The sequence below is a fragment of the Streptomyces sp. NPDC037054 genome, from assembly GCF_055606745.1.
In genome coordinates this window covers 317,825-342,875 of the sequence record NZ_JBVJSJ010000005.1, presented here as the reverse complement: position 1 = coordinate 342,875, position 25,051 = coordinate 317,825, and the positions used below count along the sequence as shown (strand labels likewise).

The window sequence follows — 25,051 nt, the reverse complement described above, 5'->3', positions numbered from 1 at the left end:
GCAAGGCCTCAAACCAGCTCCTCAGCGGTGAAGTGAGCTGCCCCGAGTTTCGTAGCGGCCAATCGTGTGCGTTTCAGGCGGCGTTCGGATTGATCAAAGGTAGTAGGCCGCCTCGAACTCCTCGGGTGGGAGGTAGTCGAGTGCGGAGTGCAGGCGTTCGGTGTTGCACCAGCCGACCCACTGCACGACGGAGCGTTCGGCCTGGTCAGCATCCGCCAGGGGGCCTTGGTGTTCGATCAGTTCGGCCTTGAAGGTGCCGTTGAGTGCCTCGGCCATGACGTTGTCGTACGGAGCCCACCGACGCAGGCCGCGCCGACGTCCATCAGTCGTTCGCTGCAGCGGATCGAACGTATTGGCTGCCGCGATCACTGTGGTGAATCAGGCCCGATCCCTTCTTGTTACCCCGGCGCCACAGCGCTATCTCCAGGGCGTCCCAGCGGGAGATCGGTGCGCATGTGGGTTACGGTCTGCCATCCCACGATCGTCCGTGAGTACGCATCCAGGACAAACGCGGCATAGACCCAGCCGGACCAGGTCCGGACATAGGTCAGGTCAGCTACCCAGAGCTGGTTCGGCCGTCTCGCGGTGAAGAGCCGGTTGACCAGCTCCGGCGGGCGCGGGGCGGTCGGCTCGGGCACCGTTGTGCGACGTCGCCGGCCACGGATGACGCCTTCAAGGCCGCCCTCGCGCATGAGGCGTTCGATGGTGTAGCGACCTGCGGTGACTCCCTCGCGTCGCAGCTGGCGGTGGATCCTGCGGGCACCGTAGGTCTCGCAATCTCGTTCGCCTTTCTCAACTCCGCGTTCCACTTGCGGAGTTAGGCGAGTTCACGCTTTCGGCCGTGCTGAGCAGGTCGGGCCGGTCGCCCAGGTCGGCCCCGGCCTGACGGACCCATTGCCGCAGGGCTTCCTTGTGGATGCCCAGATCCCGGGCGACGTGCGCAACCGGACAGCCCGAGGTCTGAACCTCGCGGATCGCTCGCTCACGCAGCGCGTCGGGGTACTCCCGTGGTGCAGGCACCGGACCTGTGTTCTCCCATCTGCCGAGGCGGGCATGCCTGGCTTCAGGGCCGCTACAAAATCCGGGTCAGCTCAACGAAAATGCTTGTCCCGGATTCGCCGCAAGGTCTCGGCGACAGCGAAGCTCACGTCCTGGCCGACCTGCCAGATGTCGGCCACCGGGTTCCTACTCACTCGAAGCCAGCCACCTACTGCCACTCGCGGACTTCTGGCCCGGGCGGTTCCCCCGCCGTGCGGCGACGAGGGCGAGCACGCCGATCGCGAGCAGGGCCCAACTGCCCGTGACCGGGAAGTAGATGACGCTCAGCGGCACCCCTAGGGCCAGCAGGTACCAGCCGACTTGGGCGGGCAGGCGGCCCGTGGCCCGCAGCACGTGGCCCGCGAGCGTACCCAGGGCGAGCAGCGCGATGCCGCTGGCCATGAACCAGATGCTGGCCTCGCGCTCGAAGTAGTCGGCGGCGCCGGTGTCGACGGCGGTGCGCACGAAGCCGTCACCGGCGATCGCCGACCAGGCGTTGGGCTGGGCGAACGCCCAGACGAAGTGCAGCGCGGCGGTCGCGATGATGAGCCTGGGCGTCCAGCGGGCCGCCGCGCTAGTCCGCGGTGCCCGCACCTGCGCCTGCGTCTGTATCTGTTCCGTCATGTGGTGCCCCTTCCTCCGGTGGCGCCAGCCGCAGCGCCAGTCCGTAGATCTCCCGCAGGTCCTCGGCGGGCACGGGCGGGAGTACCTGCTGGGCCCCCACCAGCAGGAGGTACAGCAGCCGGGCGAGCGGTCCGGCGTCCGCCCCGGCGCCCGCCTCCGTGTCCGTGGCGCCGAGGTCGTGGACGAGCGACGTGAGGTAGCCGACGCGTGTCCCGTCGACGCGCTCCTGGACCGCGCGCGCGTCGGCGTCCTGGAGCGCCCAGGCGCGCATGGCGGTCTCGAGGCGGTCGCTGCCGCCCTTGTCGTCCAGGACGAGGTCCATCAGCCGGTGCAGCCTGCCCCACGCGGTGCCGCCTGCGCCCTCAACCTCGGCGATGTAGCGGCTGGTGTGCTCGCTCTCGTAGTGCGCGAGGAGGTCGGCCTTGAAGCCGGACATGCCCTTGAAGTGGTGGTAGAAGGACCCCTTGGTCAGCCCGAGGAGCGCGGTCAGCCGCTCCACGGTGAGCGCGGGCGCGCCCTCGTCGCCCAGAATCCTGAGCCCTGCCTCCAGCCAGTCCCGCTTGCTCGCCATACCTCGACCGTACCATACCGTATGGTATGGAGCACGGGGCTGGGAAACGCGAAAATCCCGCCCGATCTTTCGATCGGACGGGATTTCCCCAACTGCTCCTGGCAGTTGTTGCGGTGGACCTGAGGGGATTTGAACCCCTGGCCCCCTCGATGCGAACGAGGTGCGCTACCGGACTGCGCCACAGGCCCTTGCAACGAGTGGAACTTTAGCACCCCGATCGGGGTGCTTGGAAATCCGTTCCCCGAGGACGGGGCGGACGCCTACTCGTTGGCGGCGCGCGGCCGGCCCCCGTCCTCGTACTGGTCGAACAGCGGCGTCCGGCCCCGCTCCCGGGCCCGGCGGGCGGACGCGGCCCGGCGGGCGTCACTGCGGCCGCCGGCCTCGCCGGCGCGATCGTCCGTTCGGGACTCGGCGCGGGAATCGGTGCGGGACCCCGCGGCGGATCCGCTGCGGGGCTCGGCGGCGCCCGGCTTCTCCGACTCGGCGGTGGCGTCGGCCACCGCGTCGGCCGCCGCGTCGCCTTCCGGGTCCCGGGCGACGGCGCTCGACCGTGCCGAGCTCCAGGCGTCCGGACCCGTCAGGTCCACGTCGGCCGTGGCGCGCGGCGCGACCGGCGCGGTCACGTACGTCGGCAGCGGCACCGGGACCGGGTCCCAGCTCTCGCCCTGCCCGGGCAGCCGCTGCCGCTCGCGCTGCTGGTCGACCCACTCGGCGTGGTCGGTCTGCTCGACGAGCGCCCGGCGGTCGGCAGCGAGCGCCGACAGACCGGGGTCCGGCTCGGGCGCCGGTCCCTCTTCCGGTTCGTCGGCCACGGGCTCGGCGGCGGCGCGGCGGCGCGGCTGGCGGTGCCGCTCGCGCAGCCGCTGCGCGGCGGCCTCGGCCCGGCGGCGGTCCATCTGGTACGTGAAGCGGCGCCGCTCCTGCGAGCGCAGGTAGGCGATGTAGCCGCTGAGCAGCACCGCGGGCACGCCGGGCGCCCACAGGAAGGTGAGCCCGCCGACGGCGGCGACGATCGCGCCGAGGGTGAAGGCGAGGAACAGCACGACCGTCGTACGCCGGCGGCGCGCGAGCACCTTCGAGCGCCGGGCACGCGCTGCGGCCGCCTGTGCCGCCTGCGCTGCCTGTGCTGCCTGTGCCGTCTGGGGCGACGGCTCGCGGCGGGCTGCCGGGACGCGCGCCCGGTCCGGGGCGGCGGTGGCCGGTTCCGGCCGCTCGGAGGCGGGCGGGGCGACGGGCACCTGGGTCTGGGGGCGCGTTTTGGACACGGCGAAGGCCCGGACGTCCACCGAGTCGGTGACGGCGTCCGGGTCCTCGACGTCGTACTCCACCTCGTCGGTGGAGCGCGCCCGCAGGTCCTTGGCGTATCGGCGCTCCATGGCGGCCCGTCCGGACAGCAACCGGATGGCCGTGCTGAAGCGTTCCGTAGGACGGGCCTCGTTCAGCTCGTCCTGCCTACGGAGCCACATGGGCACCAAGTAGGCGGCCCAGGCCCCGACGATGACTGCGTAGATGAGGCCGCTGCTGCTCACGCCTCACACGGTAGAGGGGTTTGCGTGAGGCCATCCGCCAATTGCGCCGGTGTGTCGCACGATCTGGCTGATATTTCGAACATTTTTTGTGAGCAGTACGATCAGCGGATGGCCCGAGGCGCGAATTCGGCGCCCCGAGCCTGTCATCCACCGATCAATTTCGAACGTTTATTCAATTACCGGGTCGGTGCGTGATTCCCGGGTTGCGCGGCTCGTTCCGCGAGCGTGTGCGGTGCCAGCGCCTGAGCAGCCCTTCGGGCACCTCTTCCGCCGTGAGGGCGAAGACGAGATGGTCCCGCCAGGCCCCGTCGATGTGGAGATAACGCGGACGCAGGCCCTCCTCGCGGAATCCGAGTTTCTCCACGACCCGGCGGCTGGGCGCGTTCTCGGGGCGAATGCAGACCTCGACGCGGTGCAGTCCGACGGTGCGGAAACAGTGGTCCACGACCAGCGCCACGGACGTCGGCATCACCCCGCGGCCGGCCACCGCCTCGTCCACCCAGTACCCGACGTGGCCCGAGCACATCGAGCCCCAGGTGATCCCGGCGACCGTCAGCTGGCCGACGAGCCGCCCCTGGTACTCGATGACGAACGGCAGCATCCGGCCCGCGTTCGCCTCCGAACGCAGGTGCCGGACCATCTGGCGGTAGGTCGGCCGGTGCGTGAACGGACCGCCCGGCGTGGGCGGCGGTATGGTCGCCTCCCACGGCCGCAGCCAGTCGCGATTGCGCCGGTTGACCTCGCGCCAGGCCCGCTGGTCGCGCATCTTTATCGGCCGGAGGACGATGTCGCCGTCCACCAGCTCGACGGGCCAGGATGGGCTTTTCAGCTGGCACCCCCACCAGGTCTGGGGTGGTCGCCGCCGCGGATCTGGTCCACGGCGTGGATCAGCAGGGGCTCCAGGACGGCCAGGCCGTCCTTCACCCCGCCCGTGGAACCGGGCAGGTTCACGATCAGCGTGCCGCCCGCCACTCCGGCCAGGCCCCGGGACAGCGCCGCGGTCGGCACCTTGTCCCGGCCGTACGCCCTGATGGCCTCGGCGATGCCCGGCACCTCCCGGTCGATCACCCGGCGGGTCGCCTCCGGCGTGCGGTCGGTGGGCGAGATGCCCGTGCCGCCGGTGGTGACGACGACGTCGTAACCGGCCTCGACGGCGGCGCGCAGGGCCACCTCCACGGGGTCGCCGTCAGGCACCACCTGCGGGCCGTCGACCGCGAACCCGAAGCGCGTCAGGCCCTCGGCGATCAGCGGGCCGCCCCTGTCCTCGTAGACACCGGCGGCGGCCCGGTTGGAGGCCGTGACCACCAGCGCGCGGTACGACGCCCCGACGGCACCCGCCTCGTGGGTCATGACCGGCTCCAGTCGCCCGACTTGCCGCCCGTCTTCTCCTCCACGCGCACGTCCGTGATGACCGCTCCCTTGTCGACCGCCTTCACCATGTCGATCACGGTGAGCGCGGCGACCGAGACCGCGGTGAGCGCCTCCATCTCGACGCCCGTGCGGTCGGTGGTCCGCACCGTGGCGAGGATCTCCACGGCGTCGTCCGCGACCGACAGGTCCAGTTTCACACCGGACAGCGCCAGCGGGTGACACAGCGGGATCAGGTCGGGGGTGCGTTTGGCGCCCATGATGCCCGCGATCCGCGCCGTGGCCAGGGCGTCGCCCTTGGGTACGCCCTCGCCGCGCAGCAGTTCCACCACGCGGGGCGAGACCAGGACGCGGCCGGAGGCGCGGGCGGTGCGCGCGGTGACGTCCTTGCCGGACACGTCGACCATGCGGGCGGCGCCCGCCTCGTCGATGTGCGTCAGCCGGTCCTGCCGGTCCTGGTCGGAGGGGCCGGGGGCGTCGCCCCGGGAAGGCACAGTCATGATCGTGGCGCTCCAGGTCCGGGCCCTGCGCGGTGCGGCGCGCGGGCCTGTTGTGCGCGACACGGTACCGCCAACCCCGGGCGCTCAGCCGAGCAGGATCACCTCGACGTCGGCGCCGGGCTCGACCGACTCGGCGTCCTCGGGGACGACGATCAGCGCGTCGGCGTGCGCGAGGGCGGCGACCAGGTGGGAGCCCGCGCCGCCGACCGGCGTCACGGTGCCGTCGGCGTAGCTGCCGCGCAGGAACTGGCGGCGGCCCCTCGGCGAGGTCAGCGCCTTGCCCGTGTTCAGCTTCGCGCGCGTGCGCGGCCGGTGGACGTCGGTGAGGCCCATGAGGGTGCGGATCGCGGGGCGGACGAACAGCTCGAAGGAGACGTACGACGACACCGGGTTGCCCGGCAGGGCGAGGAGCGGGGTGTGGTCGGGGCCGATGGAGCCGAAGCCCTGGGGCTTGCCGGGCTGCATGGCGAGCTTGCGGAACTCGACGCCGCTGCCGGGCTCGTCCTCGTCGCCGACGGACGACAGCGCCTCCTTGACGACGTCGTAGGCGCCGACGCTGACGCCGCCCGTGGTCACCATCAGGTCGGCGCGGACCAGTTGGTCCTCGATGGTGGAGCGCAGGGTGTCGGCGTCGTCGGCGACGGCGCCCACGCGGTAGGCGATGGCGCCGGCGTCGCGGGCGGCGGCGGTGAGGGCGAAGCTGTTGGAGTCGTAGATCTGGCCGCTGCGCAGGTCCTCGTCGGGCTGGACAAGTTCGCTGCCGGTGGACATCACGACCACGCGGGGGCGCGGGCGGACCCGGACCGTGCCACGGCCGATCGCGGCGAGCAGTCCGATCTGGGGCGGGCCGAGGACGGTGCCGGCCTCCAGGGCGCGGTCGCCCGCGCGGACGTCGCTGCCCTTGGCGCGCACGTGCGCGCGTGCCGCCGCCGGGCGGTAGATCCGCACCTGGCCGGTGGCGCCCTCGGGGGCGAGGCTGCTCGCGCGCATGCCGGACACGCCGGGGCCCTCGCCGAGGCCGCCGTCGGTCCACTCGACGGGCACGACGGTCTCCGCGCCGGGCGGCAGCGGGGCGCCGGTCATGATGCGGGCGGCCTGGCCGGGCCCGACGTGCAGCAGGTCGGCCTGGCCCGCCGCGACGTCGCCGACGACCTCCAGGACGGCCGGGAACTCCTCGCTCGCGCCCGCGACATCGGCGACCCGTACCGCGTACCCGTCCATGGAGCTGTTGTCGAACGGCGGCAGGGAGACCGGCACCGTGATGTCCTCGACGAGGACGCAGCCGAGGGCGTCGAGGAGGTTCAGCTCGATGGGTTCGAGGGGGCGGACGGTCGCGAGGATGTCCTCCAGGTGCTCGTCCACCGACCAGAGGTGGTCCTGGTCCTGGCCGATGGCTCGGGGCGCGGCGCTGCTCAACGTGCTACATCTCCTCGGCTACGTAACTGCGAAGCCAGGTCCGGAAGTCCGGGCCCAGGTCTTCACGTTCGCACGCGAGTCTGACAATGGCACGCAGATAGTCGCCGCGGTCGCCGGTGTCGTAGCGGCGGCCCTCGAAGACGACGCCGTGCACCGGGCCGCCGACCTTCTCGTCGGCCGCGAGCTGCTGGAGGGCGTCGGTGAGCTGGATCTCGCCGCCGCGGCCGGGCTCGGTCTTGCGCAGTATGTCGAAGACGTGCGGGTCGAGGACGTAGCGGCCGATGACCGCGTAGTTGGAGGGGGCGTCCGCCGGGTCGGGCTTCTCGACCAGGCCGGTGACCTTGACGACGTCGCCGTCCTCGGTGGCCTCGACGGCGGCGCAGCCGTAGAGGTGGACCTGCTCGGGGGCGACCTCCATGAGCGCGACGACGCTGCCGCCGCGCTGCTCCTGGACCTCCACCATGCGCCGCAGCAGCGGGTCGCGGGGGTCGATCAGGTCGTCGCCGAGGAGGACGGCGAAGGGTTCGTTGCCGACGTGCGGCGCCGCGCACAGCACCGCGTGGCCGAGGCCCTTGGGGTCGCCCTGGCGGACGTAGTGCATCGTGGCGAGGTCGCTGGACTCCTGGACCTTGGCGAGGCGTTCGGCGTCGCCCTTCTTCTCCAGGGCCGACTCGAGTTCGTAGTTGCGGTCGAAGTGGTCCTCAAGGGGGCGCTTGTTGCGGCCCGTCACCATGAGGACGTCGTCGAGACCCGCGGCGACGGCCTCCTCGACCACGTACTGGATCGCCGGCTTGTCCACGACCGGCAGCATCTCCTTGGGAGTGGCCTTGGTGGCCGGCAGGAACCGGGTGCCGAGGCCTGCTGCGGGGATGACAGCCTTGCTGATCCTGGGGTGCGACTGAGTCATGCCCGCCACCTTAACCGGTGCCTTTGTGCGGAATTCGCGGGTCCGGTTGCTTGGCTCCCGTATGGGAGCAATTCGAACGGTACGGGAGCGAGCCATGAGTCACGGCAGGCGCGAGGACGAGCCTGACAAGCGAACGTTGCGGCGAGAGTTCCTCGCGGTGAGGAGCAGGTTGACGGCCGGTGACGTACGGAAATCCGCGGCGGCGCTGGCCGAACGGGCGCTCGCGCTGCCCGAGCTGTCCGAGGCGCGCACGGTGGCGGCGTACGTGTCCGTGGGCGGCGAGCCCGGCACGCTCGCGCTGCTGGACGCGCTGCGCGCGCGGGGCGTCCGCGTCCTGCTGCCGGTGCTGCTGCCCGACAACGACCTGGACTGGGGCGAGTACGAGTCGGAGGGCGCCCTCGCGCGCGTGCGGCGCGGCGGACGGATGACCCTCCACGAGCCCGCCGGGGAGCGGCTCGGGCCGGACGCGGTGACCGGCGCCGACGTCGTGCTGCTGCCCGGCCTCGCGGTCGACGCGCGCGGGATGCGGCTGGGGCGCGGCGGCGGCTCCTACGACCGCGTGCTGGCCCGGCTGGAGCGCGCGCGGGCGCACCCGGCGCTGGTGGTGCTGCTGTACGACACGGAGGTCGTCGAGCGCGTCCCCGCCGAGCCGCACGACCGGCCGGTGCACGCGGTGGTGACGCCGTCGGGGGTACGGCGCTTCCGAACGGGGGCCTGACGCCTCCCCCTGCGCGCGGACGCCCCATACGCCGAAGCGACCCTCATACGCCGAACGGCCTCCACGCGTACGCGTGGAGGCCGTTTTCGTCAGCCGGTACCGGCGGCCCGGGTCACGGCTTGAGCAGCAGTGTGTCGCTCGTGCTGTCCTGGACCGCCTTGTCCGAGAAGGGCCACGTCAGCAGGTCGCCGTCGGCCCACTTGCCGGTCTGGTCGGTGTAGTGGGAGCTGTAGGCGTGCCCGGAGGCGCCGGTGAGGTTGATCCACCGCGACTTGTCGAGGTCGCCGAGGTTGACCACCATCCGCATCGACGGCACCCACACGACGCCGTAGCCGCCGGCCGCGTTCCAGCCGGTCGCGTTGACCGCCGCCTCGCCGCCGCTGAGCTTCCAGGGGCCGCGGTTGAGGACGTACTGGAGGAAGCCGGGGCCGTCCGTGCCCAGCGTCTGGTTCTTCAGGAACAGGCGGTGCAGCCGGCCCCAGCTCCAGGAGTCGATGTCCTTGCCGAGCTTGGCGGTCAGCTCCCAACGGGCGTCGATCATCGCGCGCTTGAACAGCTCGTCGCGGTTGTCGGCGCCGGGCCGGGTGCCCGCCTTCGACGCCTGCCACCAGTCGCTGTCCTCGTCGTCCATGAGCGCGCGCACGACCTCGAACCAGCGGTCGCCGCCGTCCGGCTGCGCCTGGTCGGCGTCGCGCAGGCCGCACTCGCGGACCTTCTCGGCCTCGTCGGCGGGACCGGTCGTGTTGACCGGCTCCACCCACAGGCACTGGCCCTTGACCCGCAGCTCCTTGGGCAGCTTGTTGCCGAAGGCGAGCTTGAGGACGTTGCGCCACACGGAGTTGAAGTACGCGGCCGCCGCCGAGTCGGCGTCCTGGGTGTAGTCCCAGCCCTCCAGCAGCTTCTGCGCCTCGCGGACGTCCGGGTCGCCGACGTCGATCTTCAGCATCTGGGGCACCAGCAGCTTGGCGATCTCGCTGCTGTTGTCCATCTGCATCTGGCGCATGTCGTCGGTGGAGAGCTTGCCGCCGTCCTTGGTCTTGGCCTGGATCAGGTCGGTGATCCGCTGGCTGCGGGTGCCGTAGCCCCAGTCCTTGGTCAGCGTGTACGGGTAGTCCTCCGCGTCGACCACGGCCTGGTTGGCGGTGACGACGTAGCCGCGCTCCGGGTCGTACTCGTAGGGCAGTTCGTCCTGCTCGATGTACTTCCCGGTCCAGCGGTAGTCGGGGTCCCAGCCGGGCGCCGGGATCGAGCCGTCGTGGCCCTCGGCGCGCACCGGGATACGGCCCGGCAGGGTGTAGCCGATGTGGTTGTCGGTGTCGGCGTAGACGAGGTTCTGCGAGGGCACCTCGAACAGGGCGGCGGCCTTGCGGAAGTCGCTCCAGCCCTTGGCGCGGTTCATCGCGAAGACGGCGTCCATGGTGGTGCCGGCCTCCAGCGCGGTCCAGCGCAGCGCCACTCCGTAGCCGTCGCCGCGGTCGGGGGCCGCGGTGTCGACGGTGGCCCGCTTGCCGACGCGCACGAGGTCGGTGTTGCGGTCGGACAGCAGGGGCCCGTTGTTGGTCTCGCGGACGACGATCTTCTCGGCGGGGCCGCCGGCGACCTTGATGGTCTCCTCGCGCGTGGTGAAGGGGCGGACCTTGCCGTCGTACAGGTAGCCGTCGCCGGTGATCTTCTGCAGGTAGAGGTCGGTGACGTCGACGCCCGAGTTGGTCATGCCCCAGGCGATGTCCCGGTTGTGGCCGATGACGACGCCGGGCATGCCCGCGAAGGTGTAGCCGGAGACGTCGTAGCGGCACGTGGCGGAGACGCTGCGGCAGTGCAGGCCCATCTGGTACCAGACGGACGGCAGCGAGGCCGACAGGTGCGGGTCGTTGGCGAGCAGCGGCTTGCCGGTGATGGTGTGCGCGCCGGAGACGACCCAGGCGTTGGAGCCGATGCCGTTGCCGTTGACGCCGACGGCGGTGGGCAGGTCGTCCAGCACCTCGTAGAGGCCGCCGAGCTGGCTCTGCAGGCCGTCCGCGGCGGAGTCGCCGGAGGCGCCCGAGGAGCCGGCCGTGGCGGGGTCGCCCGTCGCGGCGCCGCCCGCCGTGCCCGTACCGGTTCCCGTGCCCGTGCCGACGCCCGTGCCGGTTCCGGTGCCGGTACCCGAGCCCGAGCCGCCGCCCTGCTGGAAGCTCCCCGTCAGCTCGTCGTACTGGCCCTCCTGCACGATCGCCTTGTTCCGGCCGTACGGGTAGCCGGGGTACAGGTCGGCGATCTGCTTCGGGCCGAGGCGGCTGGTCATCAGGGCGCGGTCGATCTCGTCCTGCATGTTGCCGCGCAGGTCCCAGGCCATCGCCTTCAGCCAGGCGATCGAGTCGACCGGGGTCCACTTCGCCGGCTTGTAGTCGTTGCTGAAGCCGAGCGCCGCGTACTCCAGCGACAGGTCCGCGCCGTCCTTGCCCGCCAGGTACGCGTTGACCCCCTCGGCGTAGGCCTGGAGGTACTTCTTGGTGGACGCCGACAGCTTGGTGTCGTACTCCCGCTGCGCGACGCGGTGCCAGCCGAGGGTGCGCAGGAACTCGTCGTTCCTGACCTGGCCCTTGCCGAACATCTCCGAGAGGCGGCCGGCCGTCATGTGGCGGCGCACGTCCATCTCGTAGAACCGGTCCTGCGCCTGGACGTAGCCCTGCGCCATGAACAGGTCGGTCTCGGAGGAGGCGTAGATCTGCGGGATGCCGTGGCCGTCGCGTTTGACGTCCACCGGCCCCGACAGGCCGTCCAGGGTGATCGAGCCCTTGGTCTGCGGGAAGGAGGCGCGGACCGTGCTGATGGACCAGTACGCGCCGTAGGCGACGCCGCCCACGAGCGCCAGCACCAGAACGAGCACGATCAGGCGGGCTCTGCGCCCCTTCTTCCTGCCGGACTTGCCGGGCTGCTGACCCGTGGAGGCGGTGGTGTTCGGGGGCATCGCTGTCCTTGCTGTCCTAACGCGAGCGGCAGGTCGGGCTGTGCTTTTAACTGAGCGCTGGAGCAACGATAGGCGCAGGGCCCACCGGCACTTGACGCGGAGTCGGGAACAGGCGCGGACGAACGTTCGATCTCACCACCGGCGAGTGTCAAGAAATCGTCAAGAGTTAGGTAAGGTAACGAAGTAGTTGACCGCGGTTCGCCGCGGTTTCGTGTGCGATGTACGTGCTCACGCGTGCGTGCGCGTATCCGTGCCCGTAGCCGTGCCCGTGCCCGTAGCCGTGCGCGTAGCCAGGAAGGAAACGGCCGCTGACTGTCCACGACCTCAACCAGCTCCTGCTCGTCTGCTCGCTCGTCCTGCTCGTCGCCGTCGCAGCGGTCCGGATCTCCTCGCGCAGCGGGCTCCCCAGCCTGCTCGTCTACCTGGCCATCGGCATCGCCATGGGCCAGGACGGCATCGCGGGCATCCACTTCGACAACGCCGAACTCACCCAGGTCATCGGATACGCCGCCCTCGTCGTGATCCTGGCCGAGGGCGGTCTCGGCACGAAGTGGTCGGAGATCAGACCGGCGCTGCCCTCGGCCTCCGCGCTGGCGCTGGTGGGCGTCGCGGTGAGCGTCGGGATCACGGCGACCGCCGCGCATCACCTGATCGGGCTGGAGTGGCGCCAGGCGCTCATCATCGGGGCGGTGGTGTCCTCGACGGACGCCGCGGCCGTGTTCTCGGTGCTGCGCAAGGTGCCCCTCCCCGCGCGCGTGACGGGCACGCTGGAGGCCGAGTCCGGCTTCAACGACGCCCCGGTGGTCATCCTGGTCGTCGCCTTCTCCATGGCGGGACCGATCGAGCACTGGTACGTCCTGATCGGCGAGATCCTCCTGGAGCTGGCCATCGGCGCCGCGATCGGCCTCGCGGTGGGCTGGCTCGGCTCCTGGGGCCTGCGGCACGTGGCCCTGCCCGCCTCCGGCCTCTACCCGATCGCCGTCATGGCCATCGCCGTCTCGGCCTACGCGGCCGGCGCCATCGCGCACGGCAGCGGCTTCCTCGCCGTCTACCTCGCCGCCATGGTGATGGGCAACGCGCGACTGCCGCACTGGCCCGCCACGCGCGGCTTCGCCGAGGGGCTGGGCTGGATCGCGCAGATCGGCATGTTCGTCCTGCTCGGCCTGCTGGTCACGCCGCACGAACTGGGCGACGACATCGTGCCCGCGCTCCTCATCGGCCTGGTGCTGACCATGGTGGCGCGTCCGCTCGGCGTCGTCCTCGGCCTGCTGCCGTTCCGGGTGCCCTGGCAGGAGCAGGCCCTCATGTCCTGGGCCGGGCTGCGCGGCGCCGTCCCCATCATCCTGGCGACGATCCCCATGGTCGAGGGCGTCGCCGGCAGCCGCCGCATCTTCAACATCGTGTTCGTGCTGGTCGTCGTCTACACCCTGATCCAGGGCCCGACGCTGCCGTGGCTGGCCCGCAAGCTGCACCTGGGCGAGGACGCCGAGGCCGCCGCCGACCTCGGCATCGAGTCGGCGCCGCTGGAGCGCCTGCGCGGGCACCTGCTGTCCTTCTCGATCCCCAAGGCCTCCCGCATGCACGGCGTCGAGGTGGGCGAACTGCGGCTGCCGCCCGGCGCCGCCGTCACCCTCGTGGTGCGCGACGGGCAGTCCTTCGTGCCGCTGCCGACGACCGTGCTGCAACGCGGCGACGAACTCCTCGTCGTCGCCACCGACCCGGTCCGCGACGCGGCGGAGCGCCGCCTGCGCGCGGTGGGGCGTGGCGGCAAGCTGGCGGGCTGGCTCGGCACGAACGGGGCCGCGGGACGCTGAGACCGCCAGGCGTGCGGCCACACCTGTTGTCGCAGGCGGGACCCCGGACGGTGCTCGTTTTCACAGGGCCACGGCGCCGGATACCTGTACGATGAAGGCGTTACCAGATCGAACCAACTCTGCCTGACGCAGAGCTGGCGCGACCGTATGGCGGCCGGCACACCCCCTGAAGCGGGCCCGGTATCTACCGCAGTTCAGCGCACGAGGACAGCTCTCGGCGCCGCCCCCACGCGAAGGGGCCGCGCTACCAGGCGGCAGAAAGGCACGGGCCGTGGCGACCACGGTCACCTCGTCGAAGAACTCGGCGGCGGCCTCCCGCCCGGGATACCTCCAGTTGCTGCGCACCCGCGGCGCCTGGACCTTCCTGCTCCCCGGCTTCGCGGCACGCCAGCCGTTCGCGATGCTCACCATCTCCATCGTGCTGCTGGTCCAGCACACCACCGGCTCCTACGGCGCGGCCGGCGCCGCGGCGGCCGTCACCGGCGTCTCCATGGCGCTGTTCGCCCCGTACACCGGACGGCTCGCCGACCGCCACGGGCAGCGCGCCGTACTGATCCCCGGGGTGCTGCTGCACGCCCTGTCGGGCCTGACGTTCACCGCGCTGGCCCTTGCGGACGCTCCCCTGTGGGCGCTGTTCGCGGCGGCCGTCCCGACCGGCGCCTCCGTGCCGCAGGTCGGCCCCATGGTCCGCGCGCGGTGGGGCGTCACCCTGAAGGACTCGCCCCTGATGACGACGGCGGCGGCCTTCGAGTCCGTCACGGACGAGCTGACCTTCGTCGTCGGTCCCCTGCTGGCCACCGCCCTGTGCACGGCCGTCCACCCGGCCGCCGGGCTGGTGACCGAGGCCGCGCTGACGCTGATCGGCGGTCTGCTGTTCGCCGCGCAGAAGGCCACGCAGCCGTCGGTCGCGCCGCGCGGGCACGCGCGCGTGCGGCACGCCTCCGCCCTGAGCGTGCCCGGCGTGCGCGTGCTGATCGTGACGTTCCTCGGCATCGGGTCCGTGTTCGGCGGCATGCAGGTCTCGCTGGCCGCGTTCACCGAGTCGATCGGCGAGCCCGGCCTCAACGGCGTCCTGTACGGCGTCTTCGCCGCGGGCAACATGCTCGCCGGCGTCGCCTGCGGGGCCATCGCCTGGAAGGCCGCACCGCACCAGCGCCTGGTTGTGGGCTACGCCGCGCTCGCGCTGGCCGCGTCCGGACTGTGGGCCGCGCACTCGGTGGTCCTGCTCGCCGGGCTCGGTCTGCTGGTCGGCATGTGCATCGCGCCCGCGCTGATCACCGGCTACACCCTGGTCGAGGGCCTGGTCCCGGCCGGGGCCCGCACCGAGGCGTTCACCTGGCTGACGGGCGCAGTGGCGCTCGGGCAGGCGGCGGCCGTGACGGTCGCCGGACAGCTCGAGGACCGCTACTGGAGCGGTGCCGGATTCCTCGTGCCGGCGGGCGGCACCCTGCTCGCCCTCGTCACCCTGCTGGCGCTGCGCTCCCGGTTGGTGGCACGCTCCCCCGGGCGCACGGTCGCACGTGGCGTGGGTCACCGCGTGCCGGTGGCAGTGGACTGAGCGGCCGGAATACGTCAGTATGGAGCGTCGTTAGCACTCATCGAGTGAGAGTGCCAGGAGGAAGACAGTGCCGACCTACCAGTACCAGTGCACCGAGTGCGGCGAGGGCCTCGAGGCGGTGCAGAAGTTCACCGACGACGCTCTGACCGAGTGCCCGTCCTGCCAGGGCCGCCTGAAGAAGGTGTTCTCGGCCGTCGGCATCGTCTTCAAGGGCTCCGGTTTCTACCGGAACGACAGCCGCGGCTCCTCGTCGAGCAGCTCGCCGGCGTCGTCGAAGTCGTCGTCCTCCTCGTCGACGTCCTCGTCGTCGTCCTCCTCGTCGTCGTCCTCCTCGGACTCGGGCTCCTCGTCGTCGGGCTCCGGCAGCTCCACGAGCAGCAGCACCGCCGCGTAACCGCCTCGCGCGTACGCCGCATTCTCACGGGACCCTGTCGCCATCGGCGGCGGGGTCTTCGGCGTTGCCGGGTGGCACCGGGCGATGGGGGCCGGGGCGCTGGAGTGCCGGGCCCGGAAGTGTTTGAGGGCTGGGAGCGCTCAGAGTCCGGGAGCGCTTAGGGTCGGGGCATGGCGAACAAGGCGAACGCCGAGATCGGCGTGATCGGCGGCTCCGGTTTCTACTCGTTCCTGGACGACGTGACCGAGATCCAGGTCGACACCCCCTACGGGCAGCCCAGCGACTCCCTCTTCCTCGGCGACGTCGCCGGCCGGCGGGTCGCCTTCCTCCCCCGGCACGGACGAGGCCACCACCTGCCGCCGCACCGCATCAACTACCGGGCCAACCTCTGGGCGTTGCGGTCGGTCGGCGTACGGCAGGTGCTCGGCCCGTGCGCGGTGGGCGGCCTGCGCCCCGAGTACGGACCGGGCACGCTGCTCGTGCCGGACCAGCTCGTCGACCGCACGAAGTCCCGGGCCAACTCCTACTTCGACGGGCTGCCGCTGCCCGACGGCACGGTGCCGAACGTCGTGCACGTGTCGCTGGCCGACCCCTACTGCCCCACCGGGCGCACGGTCGCGCTGAAGGCGGCACGCGGCCGGGACTGGGAGGCCGTGGACGGCGGCACCCTCGTCGTGGTCGAAGGGCCGCGCTTCTCGACGCGTGCGGAGTCGCTGTGGCACCAGGCGCAGGGCTGGTCCGTGGTGGGCATGACCGGCCACCCCGAGGCCGCGCTCGCCCGTGAACTGGAGCTCTGCTACACCTCGCTGACCCTGGTCACGGACCTCGACGCGGGTGCCGAGACCGGTGAGGGCGTCTCGCACGACGAGGTGCTGCGGGTGTTCGCGGCGAACGTGGACCGGCTGCGGGGCGTGCTCTTCGACGCGGTGGCGGCGCTGCCCGCGACGGAGGAACGGGACTGTCTGTGCAGGTCCGCGCTGGGCGGGATGGATCCGGGGTTCGCGCTGCCGTAGGGCGGCCCCGGCGGCGGGTGGCCGGCGGGCGGCAGTCGGGGAAACCGGGAACCTGTGGGATTCTCGTTCTGGAACGGCTCGTTCGGGTGAGGGAGTTGTCCACAACCCGTGAGTAGCGCACGGGGCCCGGCGGGCGGCGGCGCGGAGCTTCATCGTGGGCGGGGAAAGCGAAGTCCTTCCTCGTCACTGGTGGTGGTCCCGTGTCCTTCCCTCCGTCCCATGCGTCCCCTTCCCCTGCTCCGCACCCCTACGGCCACTCCTACGGACCGTCGCGTGCCGACGCCCCGCCGACCCGTGAGGTGCCGCCCTTCGACCCGGTACGGGTGCGCGGCGGACGGTACGGGCCGAGCCGGCTCGTACGGCACCGGCGGCGGGCGGTGGCAGCGGGCCTCGCCGTCACGGCGGCGGCGCTGGTGGCGGCCGGCCCCGGCGACACCGAGCGGGCCCGCGGCCGGCCGGGCGACCCGGCGCCGCCGCGCGCGGCCGCACCGGCGGCGGACCTCACGTCACGTGGGCAGCGCGCTGCCGGACCGGTGACGGCACCGGTGCGGATCGCCGACGCCGCGACGGTACGACTGCTGCGGCCGGGCGACCGGGTCGACGTCATCGCCGCCGGGGAGGGCCCGACGGCCGGTGCCGCGCGGGTGGTCGCACGCGGGGCGCGGGTGACGAAGGTGCCGGAGACCGTGGACGACCCGGCCGGGAGCGGCGCGTTGGTGGTGCTGTCGGTGCCCCGTTCCACGGCGGCGCGCCTCGCGGGCGCGAGTGCGACGGCCCGGCTGGCGGTGACGCTGTGGTGAGCCCTGTGGTGAGCGCCGCGGGTGGTGGGACTTCCGCGCCTGGCGGTTCCCGGCGCGGGTGGTGGCCGACGTTCTACAGGTGGTGGGGCGGCTTCTCGTCGAGGAAGCGCTTCAGGTCGGCCGCGCTGTCACGGTCGCGGTCGCCGCGCTCGCCCCAGCCGCGGTCGGTGTCGTCCGACGACTGCTGGTCCAGCGGGTCGTCGAAGATCAGCGCGGGCTTCGGCTCACGCGGTTCGGGCTCGGGCGCGGTGCTGCTCATGCCTCAAGCGTACGGCTCCGGCCCGGCGTCCCGGTCACGAGGCGACAGCCGCTCGCACGGGAGAAATCCGGCCAGTGATCTGGTCTGCTGGAGCCATGACATCCGAACCGACTCCCCCGTCCGCCCCGTCCGTCCCGCCCTCGGACGGGCGTCCGCTGCGGCGGCTCAGGGCCCGCGGCCGGGGCGAGGCGCACCGCTCGGCGACGCCGCTGGAGCTCTTCTTCGACCTGTGTTTCGTGGTGGCCGTCGCCCAGGCGGGCATCCAGTTGGTGCACGCGGTCGCCGAGGGCCACGCGGGCGAGGGCGTCCTCACCTACGCGATGCTCTTCTTCGCGATCTGGTGGGCCTGGATGAACTTCACCTGGTTCGCCTCGGCGTACGACAACGACGACGCGCTCTACCGAGTCGTCACCCTGATCCAGATCGCGGGCGTGCTGGTCCTGGCGGCCGGGATCTCGCGGGCGGCCGAGGACCACGACTTCCTCTGGGTCTGGCTCGGTTACGTGATCATGCGGCTCGCGATGGTGAGCCAGTGGCTGCGCGCGTCACGCGGGGCCGACCCCGTGGAACGGGCGATGTGCCGAAGGTACGCGGGCGGCGTGCTGCTGTGCCAGATCGGCTGGCTCGGACTGCTGGTCTTCCCGGAGGGCGCGAGGCCGTGGGTGTTCCTGGTGATGGCGCTGCTGGAACTGAGCGTGCCGCTGTTCGCGGAGAAGGACCGGCCGACGGACTGGCACCCGCACCACATCGCCGAGCGGTACGGCCTGTTCACGATCATCGTGCTGGGCGAGACGATCGCGGCGGCCACGGTCGCCGTGAAGTCGGGCATCGACGAGAACGACGCGCTGGACGAGTTGCTGCCGATCGCCGCGGGCGGGCTGCTGATCATCTTCGCCGCGTGGTGGATCTACTTCGTGGTGCCGGTGCACGCGTACCTGCGCTCCAGCAAGGAGTCGTTCCTCTGGGGATACGGCCACTACCTGGTGTTCGCCTCGGCGGCGGCCGTCGGTGCGGGCCTGGAGGTGGCGGTGGAGCAGGCGATCGGCAAGGCGCACATCTCGACGCCGGCCGCGTCGGCCGCGGTGACCGTGCCGACGGCGCTCTATCTGCTCACGGTCTGGTTCCTGCCCGCCCGGCACTTCAAGGTGGGTCTCGCCCAGCAACTCGTGCTGCCGGTCACGGCGGTGCTGGTGCTGTGCTGCACCTTCCTGGGCGACTGGGCGGTGCTCGCCGCGGGCGTCGTGATGGCGCTGGCGGTGGCGACCGGGACGACTCTGACGGCGCGGACGGCCGCCCGGTCCGGCCCGGCGCCGGCCACGACCAGCTGAGAGGGCCCGCCCGGCGGGGCGGCTGGACGACACTGGGGGCCATGACAGTTGACGCATTGACGGACGTGGCCGGTGTGCGGGTCGGGCACGCGACACTGACCGGGGACGGCCGCCTCACCGGGACCACGGTGGTGCTGGCCCCGGAGGGCGGGGCGGTCGCCGCGGTGGACGTGCGCGGCGGTGGTCCCGGCACCAAGGAGACCGACGCCCTCGACCCGCGGAACCTGGTGCAGAAGGTCGACGCGATCGTCCTCACCGGCGGCAGCGCCTACGGGCTCGACGCGGCGTCCGGCGTGATGGCCTGGCTGGAGGAGCACGGCCGCGGGGTGCGGGTCGGGCCGGACCCGGCCCATGTGGTGCCCGTGGTGCCGACGGCCTGCGTCTTCGACCTGGGGCGCGGCGGCGACTTCCGGGCCCGCCCGGACGCGGCCACCGGCCGGGCCGCGGTGGAGGAGGCCGCCGCCAGGGCGCCCGGCACGGCCGTGGCGGAGGGCTGCGTGGGCGCGGGCACCGGCGCGGCGGTCGGACAGCTGAAGGGCGGCGTCGGCACGGCGAGCGCGGTCCTCGACTCGGGCGTGACGGTGGCGGCACTGGTGGTGGCCAACGCGGCGGGGTCGGCGGTGGATCCGGAGACGGGGGTGTTGTACGGGGAGGTGTTCCAGGGCCGGGTGACGTATCCGGAGAGCCGGGTGCACGAGGCCGCGCGCCGGCGCCTCGCGGAGATCGCCGCGAGCAGCGGCCCTCCCCCGCTGAACACCACGCTGGCCGTGGTCGCGACGGACGCCGACCTGTCGAAGGCGCAGGCGCAGAAGCTGGCGGGCACGGCGCACGACGGCATCGCGCGTGCCGTGCGCCCGGTGCACCTGCTCAACGACGGGGACACGGTGTTCGCGCTGTCGACCGGGCGGCACCCGCTCGACGCCGACGACCCGCTCGCCCTGAACGCGGTGCTCGCCGCGGGCGCGGACGTGGTGACGCGGGCGATCGTGAACGCCGTACGGGCGGCGGAGTCGGTGGTGGGGCCGGGCGGGGCGTGGCCGTCGTACGGGGAGCTCTACGGCGGGCGATGACGCGCACGCGGCGGCCCGTGCGCCCGGGCGTGGACGCCGCCCGCGCACGACCGGCGAGCTGTGCCAACTCCCTTGCCATCAGCGTTTTTTGACGGTATGCCGGTGCCTGCGGGAACTTCTCGCGCGGGTCGTCAGTTTTTCAAGCGTACGTTTTCTCAGTTACTGGACATGATGTCCGGTCCAGGGGCTACGGTATGCACCCACAAGGTGACATGCAGCAACGCCGGGAGAAACCTTGAGCGTTCCGTACGAGACGGCAGCGTACGAACCACCCGAGTCGCCCGAGTCTCCGGAGGAGCACCTCGCGCGTCTCCTGGGACGTGCCCTGAACTCCTTCGAGCTGCCCGACGAGTTGGTACGGCAGCTCGACCTGGCCCTGGCCTACGACAGCTCGTTGCACTCCGCGCACCACAGTGCCGGTCTGCACCGGGAGACGTACCGGCACACCTGGCTGCTCGTGGACGGTTCGGCGCTCACGCTGTGGGAGCTGGTGCACAACACCGTGCCGGGCGGCGAGGCGCAGCACGAGGTCTACGCGGACGAGGAGGAGTTGCGGTCCGCCACCTCGCGGCTGCCGCTGCCGCCCGACGCGCCCGACTTCGAGCTGCCGGTGCTGGTGCAGCTGTCGCCGCTGCCGGCGCCCCGGCACACGTATGTGCCGGACGATTCGGCGGACCACGCCCGCAGGCTGCTGCGCCGCGCGGAGAACGCGGACCGGCCGGGCGGGGAGACCGCCGAATTATTGACGACGGCGTTCGCCCACCAGATCACGCAGGCCTTCGGCCGCCCCCGCCGCCGCGTGGCGCGCGCCGGGCTGTGCTTCGCGCTGTACGAGCACGCCTTCCTGCTGCGCGACGGCAAGGAGATCTCCCTCTGGGAGGTCGAGCACACGGCGACGCCCGACGGCCGGCACATGTGCGAGGTGTACGTGTCGGAGGACGCGGCGCGGGACGCGATGGAGCGGCGGGCGGCGCAGGTTTCCTGACCCGCACCGCCCTGCCGGGAACGCGGAGTTCCCGCTCACGCCGCCACGGGCTGCCTGGCCGCATCCGCCGCGGTCGACGACGTGCCGTCACCGGTGCCCGGGGCCGTGGTGTCCGGCGCCGGCTTGCGCAGCCCTTTGAGGAGGACGACGAGCGCGGTGGTGACGCAGACGCCCGCCGCGATGGCGATGAGGTACAGCAGCGGGTTGCCGATCAGCGGGACCACGAAGACGCCGCCGTGCGGGGCGCGCAGCGTGGCGTCGAAGGTCATCGACAGCGCGCCGGTGACCGCGCCGCCCGCCATCGAGGCGGGGATGACGCGCAGCGGGTCGGCCGCGGCGAACGGGATGGCGCCCTCGGAGATGAAGGACGCGCCGAGGACCCAGGCGGCCTTGCCGTTCTCGCGCTCGGTCTGGTTGAACAGCCGGCCCCGCACGGTCGTCGCCAGGGCCATGGCCAGCGGCGGGACCATGCCGGCGGCCATCACCGCGGCCATGATCTTCATCGCGGAGTCGCTCGGGTCGGCGACGGCGATACCGGCGGTGGCGAAGGTGTAGGCGACCTTGTTGACCGGGCCGCCGAGGTCGAAGCACATCATCAGGCCGAGCAGGGCGCCGAGCAGGACGGCGTTGGTGCCGGTGAGGCCGTTCAGCCAGTCGGTCATGCCCTTCTGGGCGGAGGCGATGGGCTTGCCGATCACGACGAACATCAGGAATCCGACGATCGCCGAGGAGATCAGCGGGATCACCACGACGGGCATGATGCCGCGCAGCGCCACCGGGATGCGCACCTTCTGGATGCCGATGACCACGGCACCCGCGATCAGACCGGCGGCGAGTCCGCCGAGGAAGCCGGCGCTGATGGTGAGGGAGATCGAGCCGCCGACGAAGCCGGGGACCAGGCCGGGGCGGTCCGCCATGCCGTAGGCGATGTATCCGGCGAGGACGGGGACGAGGAAGGCGAAGGCGACGCCGCCGATCTGGAACAGCAGCGCGCCCCAGCTGTCGGCCTGCGACCACACGAAGTGGTCCATCACGGACGGCGCCTTGTTGATCTCGTAGCCGCCGATCGCGAAGCCGAGCGCGATCAGCAGGCCGCCCGCGGCGACGAACGGGACCATGTAACTCACGCCGGACATCAGCCACTTGCGCAGCTTGGTGCCGTAGCCCTCGCCGGCGTCGCCGCTGCGTTCGACCGGCGTGGGCGCGGTGCCGGAGGTGACCTCACCGCGTTCGGCCCTGCGCCGTACGTCGGCGATGAGTTCGGCGGGGCGGTTGATGCCGGCCTTCACGCCGACGTCGACGGTCGGCTTGCCGGCGAAGCGTTCCTTCTCCCGTACGGGGACGTCGTGCGCGAAGATCACGCCGTCCGCCGCCGCGATCACGGCCGGGTCGAGCCGGGTGAAGCCGGCCGAGCCCTGCGTCTCGACGACGACCTCGACGCCGGCTTCGCGGCCCGCGTTCTCCAGCGACTCGGCGGCCATGTAGGTGTGGGCGATGCCGGTGGGGCAGGAGGTGACGGCGACGACGCGGAACGGGCGGTCGGGCGTGGTGGCGGGGCCCATGGCGAGGGTGTCCGTGGCGGGGGTGGTGTCCGTGGCGGCACCGGCGGAGGCCGCCACCGGTGCCGCCACGGAGTCTTCGGTGGAGCCGGACCGCTCGGCCGGCTCGGTGGTGTCCGCCGCCTGCGTGCCGTCGACGCCCGTCGCCGCCCGCCCCTCGGTGTCACCCGCCGCCGCTTCCGCCGCCGCGTCCGGCTCGTCGCCGCGGATCAGCGCGGCGGCGTCCGCCGCATTCCGCGCGGACCGCAGAGCCGTCGTGAACTCGGCGTTCATCAGCTGGCGGGCCAGTGACGACAGGATCGTCAGGTGGGCGTCGTCGGCGCCGGCCGGGGCGGCGATCAGGAAGATCAGGTCGGCGGGACCGTCCGCCGCGCCGAAGTCGATCCCGGCGGCGCTGCGCCCGAAGGCGAGCGTCGGCTCGGTCACGTGCGTGCTGCGGCAGTGCGGGATGCCGATGCCGCCGTCGAGGCCGGTCGGCATCTGGGCCTCGCGGGCCGCCACGTCGGCGAGGAAGCCGTCGAGGTCGGTCACCCGGCCCAGGGCCACCATGCGCTCGGCGAGCGCGCGCGCCGCCGCTTCCTTGGTGTCGGCGGACAGGTCGAGGTCGACCAGTTCCGCGGTGATCATGTCGCTCATCGCGGGCTCCTTCGCTCGCGTATCGCCCGGGGGGAGTCGTGGGCGGAAAGGGGGACGGGGAGTTCGGAGGGGAGGGGGAGGGTGGCGGGGAGGGGAACGGCATGGGTGGCGGGGCGGGTGGCGGGTGACGGGGAGGCCCGCCGGCGTGGTTCGAGGGCGGTGGCCGGGGCCGGCGGCCGGAGCCGGGGCGTCATGTGACCGGCTCCGTCAGCGGGCGGTCGACCGGTACGTCCGTCGTGACCGTGACCGCCGCCGGGTCGAGGTCGGCCGGGGACGGCATCACACTGCCGGGCAGCCGGACCGCCGCGGCGCCGTGGGCGACCGCCGACGCGAGCGCCTCGGGACCGGTGCCGCCGGCGATCAGGAAACCGGCGAGGGAGGAGTCGCCGGCGCCGACGTTGCTGCGTACGGCGGTGACGCGGGCGGTGCCGAACCAGGTGCCGGCGTCGTCCACGAGGAGCTGGCCGTCGGCGCCGAGGCTGGCGAGCACGGCGCGCGCGCCCAGCTCCCGCAGCTCCTCGGCCGCCTTCACGGCGTCGCCGACCGTGGCCAGGGGGCGGCCGACGGCCTCCGCGAGCTCCTCGGCGTTCGGCTTCACCACGTCGGGCCGCTCGCGCAGCGCCTGGAGCAGCGCGGGTCCGGAGGTGTCGAGCGCGATCCGGGCGCCTGCGGCGTGCGCGCGGGCGACCAGCTCGGCGTACCAGGAGGGGGCGAGGCCGCGCGGGAGGCTGCCGCAGCAGGCGATCCAGGCGGCGTCGCGGGACTGCCGGCGGACCGTCTCCAGCAGGGACTCCTGCTCGGCGGCGGTCAGCTCGGGACCGGGCGCGTTGATCTTCGTGAGGACGCCGTCCGCCTCGGCGAGGGCGATGTTGGAGCGGGTGGCTCCGGCGACCGGTACGGGCGCGACCTCGATGCCCTGCGCGTCGAGCAGGTCGGCGACGAGGGCGCCCGGCGCGCCGCCGAGGGGCAGCACCGCGACCGTGCGGCGGCCGGCGGCGGCGACGGCCCGCGAGACGTTGACGCCCTTGCCGCCCGGGTCCACGCGCTCGCCGGTGGCGCGGACGACCTCGCCGCGGTCCAGCGAGGGCACCTCGTAGGTGCGGTCCAGGGACGGGTTCGGGGTGACGGTGAGGATCATGCGCGTACTACTTCCGTGCCGCCGCGCTCGATGGCGGCGGCGTCCTCGGTGCTCAGCCCGCTGTCGGTGATCAGCAGGTCCACGTCGTTCAGGCCGCCGAAGCGGGCGAAGTGCTCCTGGCCGTGCTTGGAGGAGTCGGCGAGCAGCACCACGCGGCGGGCCGCGGCGACGGCCGCGCGCTTGACGGCGGCCTCGGCGAGGTCGGGGGTGGTCAGGCCGTGCTCGGCGGAGAAGCCGTTCGCCGCGACGAAGAGGACGTCCGCGCGGATCTCGCCGTACGCGCGCAGGGCCCAGGCGTCGACGGCGGCGCGGGTGCGGTGCCGGACGCGGCCGCCGACCAGGTGGAGCTGAATGCCGGGGTGGTCGGCGAGGCGGGCGGCGGTGGGGAGGCTGTGCGTGACGACGGTGAGGGAGGACTCCAGCGGGAGGGCCGCCGCCATGCGCGCCACCGTCGTGCCGGCGTCGAGGATCATCGTGCCGTCGGCGGGCAGTTCGGCCAGGGCGGCCTTGGCGATGCGGTCCTTCTCGTCGGGCGCCGTGGTCTCGCGCTCGGCGAGGTCCGGCTCGAAGTCGAGGCGCCCGACCGGGATGGCGCCGCCGTGCACGCGGCGGACGAGACCGGCGCGGTCGAGGGCCTTCAGGTCGCGACGGACGGTCTCCGCCGTCACCTGGAACTCCTCGGCCAGCGACACCACGTCCACCCGGCCGGCGTCCCGGGCGATGCGGAGGATCTCCTGCTGCCGCTCCGGTGCGTACATGTCCGATCGCCTCCGCCTGATGCCCGAACCTGTGGTTTCTCTGGGAGGCTAAGCCGAGATTTCCAGAAAGTAAACAGGTTCGGGCAAGCTCGGGCTCAATCGGGCATGAACGGGCCTC

25 protein-coding genes and 1 tRNA gene are annotated in these 25,051 nt (G+C 72.5%); 9 read left to right on the top strand and 17 right to left on the bottom strand.

From position 1 onward, the window contains the following. Positions 1–93: 93 nt before the first annotated feature. The 12 genes from ACZ7D7_RS15000 to galU all read right to left on the bottom strand — a co-directional run bounded on the left by ACZ7D7_RS15000 (position 94) and on the right by galU (position 7,953). The gene (locus tag ACZ7D7_RS15000) at positions 94–369 is read right to left on the bottom strand and encodes an integrase core domain-containing protein (RefSeq protein WP_470824627.1); all 276 of its coding nucleotides are present in this window, start codon (positions 367–369) and stop codon (positions 94–96) included. Positions 370–398: 29 nt separating this feature from the next. Next, a complete protein-coding gene (locus ACZ7D7_RS14995; protein ID WP_470824626.1) occupies positions 399–809 on the bottom strand; it encodes an IS3 family transposase in 411 nt (136 codons plus the stop codon). Continuing rightward, positions 793–1,020 carry a transposase gene (locus ACZ7D7_RS14990; protein ID WP_470824624.1) on the bottom strand — a complete coding sequence of 76 codons (228 nt, stop codon included), beginning with the start codon at positions 1,018–1,020 and terminating at the stop codon, positions 793–795. Before ACZ7D7_RS14990 ends, ACZ7D7_RS14995 begins: the two co-directional genes overlap by 17 nt. Before the next feature lie 165 nt (positions 1,021–1,185). Beyond that, positions 1,186–1,662 carry a DUF6463 family protein gene (locus tag ACZ7D7_RS14985; RefSeq protein ID WP_470824622.1) on the bottom strand — a complete coding sequence of 159 codons (477 nt, stop codon included), beginning with the start codon at positions 1,660–1,662 and terminating at the stop codon, positions 1,186–1,188. Continuing rightward, positions 1,613–2,233, bottom strand: coding sequence for a TetR/AcrR family transcriptional regulator (locus tag ACZ7D7_RS14980; RefSeq protein ID WP_470824621.1), 621 nt, complete (start codon positions 2,231–2,233; stop codon positions 1,613–1,615). Before ACZ7D7_RS14980 ends, ACZ7D7_RS14985 begins: the two co-directional genes overlap by 50 nt. A 114-nt stretch (positions 2,234–2,347) precedes the next feature. Continuing rightward, positions 2,348–2,421: transfer RNA gene (locus ACZ7D7_RS14975), tRNA-Ala, on the bottom strand. A gap of 72 nt (positions 2,422–2,493) precedes the next feature. Next, entirely contained in the window at positions 2,494–3,762 is a 1,269-nt protein-coding gene (sepX, locus tag ACZ7D7_RS14970; protein ID WP_470824619.1) for a divisome protein SepX/GlpR, read from the bottom strand. A 172-nt stretch (positions 3,763–3,934) separates the two neighbouring features. Further along, on the bottom strand, positions 3,935–4,564 hold the full coding sequence (locus tag ACZ7D7_RS14965) for a GNAT family N-acetyltransferase (protein ID WP_470824835.1): 630 nt from the start codon (positions 4,562–4,564) through the stop codon (positions 3,935–3,937). 23 nt (positions 4,565–4,587) lie between these two features. Next, complete coding sequence (locus ACZ7D7_RS14960; protein WP_470824618.1) at positions 4,588–5,112, bottom strand: MogA/MoaB family molybdenum cofactor biosynthesis protein; 525 nt, start codon at positions 5,110–5,112, stop codon at positions 4,588–4,590. Next, positions 5,109–5,630, bottom strand: coding sequence for a cyclic pyranopterin monophosphate synthase MoaC (moaC, locus tag ACZ7D7_RS14955; RefSeq protein WP_470824616.1), 522 nt, complete (start codon positions 5,628–5,630; stop codon positions 5,109–5,111). Before moaC ends, ACZ7D7_RS14960 begins: the two co-directional genes overlap by 4 nt. An 84-nt stretch (positions 5,631–5,714) precedes the next feature. After that, on the bottom strand, positions 5,715–7,046 hold the full coding sequence (gene glp / locus ACZ7D7_RS14950) for a molybdotransferase-like divisome protein Glp (RefSeq protein WP_470824614.1): 1,332 nt from the start codon (positions 7,044–7,046) through the stop codon (positions 5,715–5,717). A 4-nt stretch (positions 7,047–7,050) separates the two neighbouring features. Continuing rightward, positions 7,051–7,953 (bottom strand): UTP--glucose-1-phosphate uridylyltransferase GalU, encoded by a 903-nt coding sequence (gene galU / locus ACZ7D7_RS14945; protein WP_470824613.1) that lies wholly within the window; start codon positions 7,951–7,953, stop codon positions 7,051–7,053. 94 nt (positions 7,954–8,047) lie between these two features. On the opposite strand from galU, the gene ACZ7D7_RS14940 reads away from it, so the two are divergent. Beyond that, positions 8,048–8,671 carry a 5-formyltetrahydrofolate cyclo-ligase gene (locus tag ACZ7D7_RS14940; RefSeq protein WP_470824612.1) on the top strand — a complete coding sequence of 208 codons (624 nt, stop codon included), beginning with the start codon at positions 8,048–8,050 and terminating at the stop codon, positions 8,669–8,671. 112 nt (positions 8,672–8,783) lie between these two features. Here ACZ7D7_RS14940 and ACZ7D7_RS14935 read toward each other — a convergent pair whose 3' ends face one another. Beyond that, the gene (locus ACZ7D7_RS14935) at positions 8,784–11,621 is read right to left on the bottom strand and encodes a penicillin acylase family protein (RefSeq protein WP_470824611.1); all 2,838 of its coding nucleotides are present in this window, start codon (positions 11,619–11,621) and stop codon (positions 8,784–8,786) included. 308 nt (positions 11,622–11,929) lie between these two features. Here ACZ7D7_RS14935 and ACZ7D7_RS14930 point away from each other — a divergent pair, with 308 nt between their 5' ends. The 5 genes from ACZ7D7_RS14930 to ACZ7D7_RS14910 all read left to right on the top strand — a co-directional run bounded on the left by ACZ7D7_RS14930 (position 11,930) and on the right by ACZ7D7_RS14910 (position 17,200). Continuing rightward, entirely contained in the window at positions 11,930–13,435 is a 1,506-nt protein-coding gene (locus ACZ7D7_RS14930; RefSeq protein ID WP_470824833.1) for a potassium/proton antiporter, read from the top strand. A gap of 271 nt (positions 13,436–13,706) precedes the next feature. Further along, the gene (locus ACZ7D7_RS14925; RefSeq protein ID WP_470824609.1) at positions 13,707–14,993 is read left to right on the top strand and encodes an MFS transporter; all 1,287 of its coding nucleotides are present in this window, start codon (positions 13,707–13,709) and stop codon (positions 14,991–14,993) included. A 67-nt stretch (positions 14,994–15,060) separates the two neighbouring features. Next, entirely contained in the window at positions 15,061–15,387 is a 327-nt protein-coding gene (locus ACZ7D7_RS14920) for an FmdB family zinc ribbon protein (protein WP_470824607.1), read from the top strand. 170 nt (positions 15,388–15,557) lie between these two features. Beyond that, complete coding sequence (locus tag ACZ7D7_RS14915) at positions 15,558–16,400, top strand: S-methyl-5'-thioadenosine phosphorylase (RefSeq protein WP_470824605.1); 843 nt, start codon at positions 15,558–15,560, stop codon at positions 16,398–16,400. A 200-nt stretch (positions 16,401–16,600) separates the two neighbouring features. After that, positions 16,601–17,200: a hypothetical protein gene (locus ACZ7D7_RS14910; protein WP_470824604.1), complete on the top strand. Its 600-nt coding sequence runs from the start codon at positions 16,601–16,603 to the stop codon at positions 17,198–17,200. 73 nt (positions 17,201–17,273) lie between these two features. On the opposite strand, the gene ACZ7D7_RS14905 is transcribed toward ACZ7D7_RS14910, so the two are convergent. Further along, complete coding sequence (locus ACZ7D7_RS14905; protein ID WP_470824603.1) at positions 17,274–17,459, bottom strand: hypothetical protein; 186 nt, start codon at positions 17,457–17,459, stop codon at positions 17,274–17,276. A 95-nt stretch (positions 17,460–17,554) separates the two neighbouring features. Between ACZ7D7_RS14905 and ACZ7D7_RS14900 the strand changes: the two genes are divergently transcribed. From ACZ7D7_RS14900 to ACZ7D7_RS14890, 3 genes are all read left to right on the top strand, one after another. After that, positions 17,555–18,787, top strand: a complete 1,233-nt coding sequence (locus ACZ7D7_RS14900) for a low temperature requirement protein A (protein WP_470824601.1) — start codon at positions 17,555–17,557, stop codon at positions 18,785–18,787. A 41-nt stretch (positions 18,788–18,828) separates the two neighbouring features. Continuing rightward, positions 18,829–19,857, top strand: coding sequence for a P1 family peptidase (locus tag ACZ7D7_RS14895; RefSeq protein ID WP_470824599.1), 1,029 nt, complete (start codon positions 18,829–18,831; stop codon positions 19,855–19,857). 235 nt (positions 19,858–20,092) lie between these two features. Further along, on the top strand, positions 20,093–20,842 hold the full coding sequence (locus ACZ7D7_RS14890) for a DUF6227 family protein (protein WP_470824598.1): 750 nt from the start codon (positions 20,093–20,095) through the stop codon (positions 20,840–20,842). 35 nt (positions 20,843–20,877) lie between these two features. Here ACZ7D7_RS14890 and ACZ7D7_RS14885 read toward each other — a convergent pair whose 3' ends face one another. The 3 genes from ACZ7D7_RS14885 to ACZ7D7_RS14875 form a co-directional block, all read right to left on the bottom strand. Next, positions 20,878–23,037: a PTS fructose transporter subunit IIABC gene (locus ACZ7D7_RS14885; RefSeq protein WP_470824597.1), complete on the bottom strand. Its 2,160-nt coding sequence runs from the start codon at positions 23,035–23,037 to the stop codon at positions 20,878–20,880. A gap of 190 nt (positions 23,038–23,227) precedes the next feature. Beyond that, positions 23,228–24,175 carry a 1-phosphofructokinase gene (gene pfkB, locus ACZ7D7_RS14880; RefSeq protein WP_470824596.1) on the bottom strand — a complete coding sequence of 316 codons (948 nt, stop codon included), beginning with the start codon at positions 24,173–24,175 and terminating at the stop codon, positions 23,228–23,230. Beyond that, a complete protein-coding gene (locus ACZ7D7_RS14875) occupies positions 24,172–24,933 on the bottom strand; it encodes a DeoR/GlpR family DNA-binding transcription regulator (RefSeq protein ID WP_470824594.1) in 762 nt (253 codons plus the stop codon). Before ACZ7D7_RS14875 ends, pfkB begins: the two co-directional genes overlap by 4 nt. Positions 24,934–25,051 lie beyond the last annotated feature (118 nt).